Below are 1,583 nucleotides of genomic sequence, written 5' to 3'. Positions count from 1 at the left end.
ATTGTAAAGAGAACCCCAAATAAAATATAATATAAATTACTAGTTATTAATGTCACAATATCTGTTCCAGCTGACATAAAAGTTGAAGTTGAATCTCCAAATAACACTCCTGATAGCCAGCCTATAAAGAAGTTAATTGCAAAATAAATAATGACTCCAAATATCAATTGATGTTTTCTAAACCATTTTGTACGCACAATTGTTAAAGAGAAGAAGATTCCTCCAACAAGAATTAATAATTCTGCAAAAACCATAATAACATTATTTAAGAATTCAATTGGATAATGTGTTAAATATTCTACAAAACTTTCAAAAAACATTCTAAAGAATTCAAAGAAACTACTAAGATTAAATGCATTTTCTCTAACCGATACAACAACAGCCATCATAGAAAAACCAAGAACCATAACAAACATTGCAATAATAAGCCAAATCATTGTTGTTAACACTTTAGATACAATAAGTTCTGTCGTAGATACAGGCAATGTTAATGTCAAGTAGCCAGGTCTTTTAAACATAGAACGATCATAATTAACAAATATACTAATAAATAGTGCAAACAAAATACCAATAATTAAAAACGAGAACCCTAACCCAAAGACAACTGATACAATTGGAAGACTTGTGAGAAATCCATCCATAAAAAATGGTAATAAAATGCATCCTGCTAAAAATACAACAAAAGCAATAAAGAAGGTACGCATTGAATGAATAAATTCATATTTCATTAATTTTAACATTTAAATTCCTCCCTAAAGATTTCATCAATCGAAGCTTGTCTTTTTTCTCTTAAACTTTCACTATCTTCATGCAATACAACCAACCCTTTTTTAATAAAGATAACTTCATCAAAAATCTTTTCAATATCAGAGATTAAATGTGTTGATAATAACACAATTGCATCTTCTGCATAATTGCTTAAAATAACATCCAAAATCAGATCTCTTGCAGCTGGATCTACTCCACCTATTGGTTCATCTAAAATATAGATTTTTGCTTTACGAGACATCACAAGTGTTAATTGAAACTTTTCTTTCATTCCTTTAGAAAGTTCTTTAATTTTAACACCTTTTTCTAAATCCATTCTTTCCATTAATGATAGAGCTTTATTAAGATCAAAATCTTTATACATATCATTAAAAAGATTTAAAGCATCTGTTGTTGTCATCCAATTTTCAAAATATGGTTCATCAGGCAAATAAGAAATTAATTCTTTTGAGTGAACTCCAATTGGTTGACCATCAATCGTAATATGACCTGTGTAATCTTTTAATAAACCATTTAAAATCTTAATTAATGTTGTTTTTCCACTTCCATTTGGTCCAAGTAAACCAATGATTTTCCCTCCTGATAAATTTAAATCAACATTTTTCAAAACTTCTTTTTTACCATATGACTTACTTAAATTATGAATCTCAATTAATTCTGCCATACTTATTCCTCCTCATCAAGATATCTTATGATATCTGCTTTACTAATCCCTAACATTTTCATACGTTCAACAAATTGATGAACATCTTCTTTAACTAACTGATTCTTAAAATCATCAATCAACTTCTGATTATCTGCCACATCTCTTCCTA

At 28.2% G+C, this 1,583-nt stretch carries 2 protein-coding genes; both read right to left on the bottom strand.

The window, feature by feature from the left end; all coding sequences use genetic code 11:
- Positions 1 to 740: hypothetical protein (locus tag ACLR9T_RS14635; protein ID WP_413110178.1), on the bottom strand; the 740-nt coding region annotated here is incomplete at its 3' end.
- Positions 734 to 1,432 (bottom strand): ABC transporter ATP-binding protein, encoded by a 699-nt coding sequence (locus ACLR9T_RS14630; protein WP_008787167.1) that lies wholly within the window; start codon positions 1,430 to 1,432, stop codon positions 734 to 736. The genes ACLR9T_RS14630 and ACLR9T_RS14635, both read right to left, overlap by 7 nt.
- Positions 1,433 to 1,583 lie beyond the last annotated feature (151 nt).

It is taken from the genome of Thomasclavelia sp., from assembly GCF_047249845.1.
Classification (GTDB): Bacteria; Bacillota_I; Bacilli_A; order Erysipelotrichales; family Coprobacillaceae; genus Thomasclavelia.
The sequence above is the reverse complement of the archived record's forward strand: the minus strand, read 5'-3'. Positions and strand labels throughout refer to the sequence as shown.

What these genes read in the sequence shown, in the direction of transcription:
- ACLR9T_RS14630 (WP_008787167.1), bottom strand. Translation starts at nt 1,432, where the DNA reads ATGGCAGAATTAATTGAGATTCATAATTTAAGTAAGTCATATGGTAAA.